Below are 3,996 nucleotides of genomic sequence, written 5' to 3' on the forward strand. Positions count from 1 at the left end.
CGGAAAAGCCGATTGTCATCGCGCCGTTGCTGTCTGCTTTCGCCTCGGTAGTCCCGCCTGACAAGGTGTTGGCCAAAGCGGCACCGCTTGCAAAGCGGTTTGAACCGCCGGAGGTGCCGACCTTGCCACCGCCGATTCCACCGCTGAGGCCAAGCGAGGCCGAAAGGCTTTTGGAAACGGAGCGTTGCATTTCTGCAAAGCGCACCTTCAGCATCACCTGCTGGGTTCCGCCAACGCTCATCAGGTTTGAAATCCGTTCCGGGGCATAGCGGTTTGCAAGATCAAGGGCGCGGTCCAGCTTGGCGGTGGATGAAACCGTGCCTGACAGCACGATCCCGTCGTTTGCCGTGCGCACCTCGATTTGCTCGCCGGGCAGAATTTGCCGGAGCCGTTCCTTGAATTCCGCAATGTCGGGGGTGACGTGCACATCGACGTTGGAAATCAACCGCCCATCTGCACCCAGCAATGTCATCGTCGTGCGACCGGGCGCTTTGCCAAGCACATAGATCGACTTGTCGGACAGGGTGGAAATATCTGCGATGCCGGGGTTGGCGATGGACAGTTCCGCAAATGCGATGTCACTTTCAACGACAACAGCGCGGTTCATGGGAACTTGCAAAGCACTGGCGGGGCCGCCTGACATCACCCGCAACGTCTGGGCTTGCGCCCCTTGCGTGGCTGGTTGCATCAGTGCAAGGCCAAGCGCCGTAGCCCCCAGAAGGGTCCGCATTTTCATATCACTGCCTTTCGATCACACCTCGGTACGGGTCTTTTTACGCCCATATTGGCTTCACCTTGCAGGGTTTCGCCATTTTTTGCAAGAATCAAAACCTTATTGGCCGTTCTTGATGTGGATAACTTGCAACAGAGTTAAAGTCTGTCGCAAGTTCTCGTTGTTTGGCGGCGACGGCCACTAAATACGGTAGGCGGCCCCGGCGCGATTAATTGGTGCAGGCGATCGGAATTTCCACGACTTCGGCTCCGCGACGGGTTTTGATCGTGCAAACCTTGGCCTGTTCGACCTGTTCCGGCACCACGGCTTGAATGCCGAGCAAGCCAGCGCTGTCGACTTCGACACCTTCAACGACAGTCGTGTCCCCGGTTCCGACCAGCGAAAGCGCAAGCCGCCCGGTCGCCTGGGCCTGCGCGAGACGTGCAACCTGTTGCGGTGTCGCCTCTACTGTCACGGTCCTCGCGACAGTTGCGCCGGAGTTGCGGTCGCTGTTCGCGGCTTGGTCGATGGCGACGACCTTGACGGCATTCTCGATCAATTGAGTAATCTCATTGCTGCGGCCTTCGGCGCTGCCGGTCCAATAGACATCGACATTGTCACCCGGTTGCACAAAACCCGAGACGCCGGAGGCGACATCGACCTTGATTGCAAAGGCGCGTTTGCCCTTGGACAGGCGGGCGGTCAGTCCGACATCGGTGCCTGGTTCGGTGACCTTAGCGGCAAGAACCGGTTCCATCTTTTCCATCTGGCGGGTAATGTAGCGCGGCTGGGCATATTCACCGGGGAAAAGGTCTTCCTCTTTGGCGAATGATCCTTCCGGCAGGAAGTTTGACGGGAAAAGCGCCTTTTCCACATCGTCCCTTGTCAGCGGGCTGCCATAGGCCAACGGCTTGTTGACCACATAGACCTGCACCAACTCCCCCAGTTTCATCCGCGCGGCTTTTTCCCGCGCGACATCTATTTGCGCCTGACTGACATAGCCTTGCACCATCCATACAGCCAGCCCGGCGAGTCCCAACCCGACGACGAGCACAAGTCCAAATACCATTCTCATTGCATCTACCTCTCGAAGATTCAGCGATTGATCGCTTGTTATCTGCCATAGCCCACAGATTGGTCACTGATATCGCCTGCAATTTTTGTTGCACTCGAATCGGTGGAGTTGCCGATCGGGATCAGCACCAACAAGCCGATTCCGATGATTGCCGCCGACAAGACCACCCAATCAATCGTGACGGCGCCATCGTCATTCCGAAGAAAGCTCTTGATCTTGTCCATTTTCGATAACCTTACGATGACTGTTGCGCTGGGCAGGATTGCGGTTCTGATTTTGTTTCTTGCAAAGAAATATGGCCAAATTGGGGTTGGCTTGGTTCCAATCTGGGACGGGCATCCCTTTTTGGCAGGTTGTCGGGGTCTGTCATGGCCAAGCCCCGTCCAGGTTTCGGGCAACGAAAAGGCCGCGCCCAAGCAAGGCGCGGCCCTTTCAGTTTCGAGATTTCGGGCGAACGCGGATCAGCGGCCTTCGAAGGTGAAGTCGGTGTTCGACAGGTCGGTTGCGACCTTGTTGCCCAGATTGGTGACGCCGGCGCCGACAGTGTTCATCACAACCAGGCCCAGGCCCACGATTGCGGCGGTCAGCACGACCCAGTCAACGGTCACAGCACCAGATTCGTCTTTTGCGAAGTTTTGGAAAGCGTTCATCAGTTTCATTTGGTATCCCTTTCGAGGAGGTTGTTTGCATCCAGGTTTCAACACCGCTTCGGATCATCTCGGAATGGTCTCTGTTCCGTTCCGATCACCGCCTCGGCATGGGCTTATATGGCCGTTCAAAAGTGTTCGGATTGCGGCTGGATCGTGAAAACTCCAAGTAAGTTTCTTGAAAGAGCGAAACAGTTGGTTATCACTTTGGAAACGATGCGGCGGTCATGGCATCTGCGGGCGCGCGGCTTTGCGCAGCTTGTGATGCGGCAAAATGAAAAAGGCCGCGTCCTGACAGGGCGCGGCCATTCCTCGTGTTGGTCTTCGAGACCGGAAGGGATTAACGGCCTTCGAAGGTGAAGTCGGTGTTGGACAGGTCGGTTGCGACCTTGTTGCCCAGATTGGTGACGCCGGCGCCAACGGTGTTCATCACAACCAGGCCCAGGCCCACGATTGCGGCGGTCAGCACAACCCAGTCAACGGTCACAGCACCAGATTCGTCGTTTGCGAAGTTTTTGAAAGCGTTCATGATTTTCATTTTGGATCCCTTTCGAGGAAGATGTTTGCAATCAGGTTTCATCACCGTTCCAGATCATCTCGGGCTGGCCTCTGTTCCGTGCCGATCACCGTTGCGGTATGACCCTTTTAGACAGTCGGAATGTGGCATCGCTCGGAAAGCGAAAGGGCATTTTCGTGGCGGCGTTATTATTCTGGTAAGAAATTGCAAGGCACGGAAAAACAATGATATTTTTCGGCGAGTTGCCTGGGTGATAAACGAAAGCACTTGGCAAACCTGTGACATTCCGGCCAAATTGGGCGATTTGGCCACAATCTGATGACTAAAACAGTGGCGGCAGACCCTGATTCCTGCCACCCTTTGGCAAAAGAATAATAAGAGCAGTGTAACGACCATGCCAGAATCGGCAAAGAATTTGGCTGTGGCAACGCGGGCCATGCTGGGTGTTTTCCTATGGGGAATGGCCTTTCCCTGCGCTGCGGTTGCACAAACCCCGCCGTTTCAGGATGATTTTTCCGCCCGCCGAATAGTGGTCGGGCAACATAAATCCGGCCCGCGCATCACAGTTCAGATTGATCCGGCAGAGCAGGCGCGGCGTCTTGCCGTGATGGCCACGCCCACGCCCGCTGCCCCGGTTGATCAGGGGCAGACGGTGACCGCGGCGGACGGGCCGCCCTTGCCCGCCGCCAAAGCCGCATATGGCTGGTTCTGGGACAAGGTGCCCGCGGCGCAGACCGCCAAGGACGGGCGCTACACTTTGGCGATGGCGTCCCTGTCACAAGGTCCGGCAGGCGCTTCGGTCCGTGCGCCACGGATGCAACACCTGCAAGAGGTCGCCGCCAAATACGGCACCGAAATTTTGAAAGCCACCCTCGGCACAAGTGTTTCCCCCGCTTTGGTTCTTGCGGTGATCGGCGTTGAAAGTGCCGGGCGACCGGAAGCCGTCAGCTCGGCCGGGGCGCAGGGTTTGATGCAGTTGATCCCGGCCACCGCAGAACGCTTTGGTGTGACCGATTCGACTGATCCGGCGCAGAATATCAAGGGT

The 3,996-nt window shown here is 57.0% G+C and carries 6 protein-coding genes; 1 reads left to right on the top strand and 5 read right to left on the bottom strand.

The window, feature by feature from the left end; genetic code table 11:
• From L0H65_RS15825 to L0H65_RS15845, 5 genes are all read right to left on the bottom strand, one after another.
• Positions 1–688 (bottom strand): pilus assembly protein N-terminal domain-containing protein (locus tag L0H65_RS15825; protein ID WP_301460066.1); only part of this gene is annotated, 688 nt, incomplete at its 3' end.
• Positions 689–941: 253 nt separating this feature from the next.
• Positions 942–1,787 carry a Flp pilus assembly protein CpaB gene (gene cpaB / locus L0H65_RS15830; RefSeq protein WP_301460061.1) on the bottom strand — a complete coding sequence of 282 codons (846 nt, stop codon included), beginning with the start codon at positions 1,785–1,787 and terminating at the stop codon, positions 942–944.
• Positions 1,788–1,825: 38 nt separating this feature from the next.
• Complete coding sequence (locus L0H65_RS15835; RefSeq protein WP_301460062.1) at positions 1,826–2,011, bottom strand: Flp family type IVb pilin; 186 nt, start codon at positions 2,009–2,011, stop codon at positions 1,826–1,828.
• Positions 2,012–2,248: 237 nt separating this feature from the next.
• Positions 2,249–2,446, bottom strand: coding sequence for a Flp family type IVb pilin (locus L0H65_RS15840; RefSeq protein ID WP_301460064.1), 198 nt, complete (start codon positions 2,444–2,446; stop codon positions 2,249–2,251).
• A gap of 328 nt (positions 2,447–2,774) precedes the next feature.
• Positions 2,775–2,972, bottom strand: coding sequence for a Flp family type IVb pilin (locus L0H65_RS15845; protein WP_301460067.1), 198 nt, complete (start codon positions 2,970–2,972; stop codon positions 2,775–2,777).
• A gap of 415 nt (positions 2,973–3,387) precedes the next feature.
• Here L0H65_RS15845 and L0H65_RS15850 point away from each other — a divergent pair.
• A partial coding sequence (locus L0H65_RS15850; protein ID WP_301460069.1) for a lytic transglycosylase domain-containing protein occupies positions 3,388–3,996 on the top strand: 609 nt, incomplete at its 3' end.

Origin of the sequence: Pseudorhodobacter sp. (genome assembly GCF_030452865.1) — a bacterium.
GTDB lineage: Bacteria > Pseudomonadota > Alphaproteobacteria > Rhodobacterales > Rhodobacteraceae > Pseudorhodobacter.